This is a genomic window from Pseudoalteromonas sp. G5_S1_14_S5 (assembly GCF_054968605.1).
This window is the reverse complement of sequence record NZ_JBQKUM010000290.1, coordinates 1-225: the sequence shown is the minus strand read 5'-3', so window position 1 is coordinate 225 and position 225 is coordinate 1. Positions and strand designations below refer to the sequence as shown.

The following is a 225-nucleotide window of genomic DNA, read 5'->3' as shown; positions in this document are numbered from 1 at the left end:
TTCAATAGTGTTTTAAGAGAACAACTCTTTTGATTCCTACCCCGAAAGGTAACAACTAAATAGATGGTGCCCCGGGCCGGACTTGAACCGGCACAACGCGAACGTCGAGGGATTTTAAATCCCTTGTGTCTACCAATTCCACCACCAGGGCACGCAATTCTTTATTGCGATGCCGATTACTGAAAAGTAAAACACCATCTTAATGTCAACATGAATCAACACTAA

The 225-nt window shown here is 43.1% G+C and carries 1 tRNA gene; it reads right to left on the bottom strand.

The features are described 5' to 3' along the window. Window positions 1-64: 64 nt before the first annotated feature. Window positions 65-151, bottom strand: a tRNA-Leu gene (locus ACTRWI_RS22925). Between the last annotated feature and the right edge of the window lie 74 nt (window positions 152-225).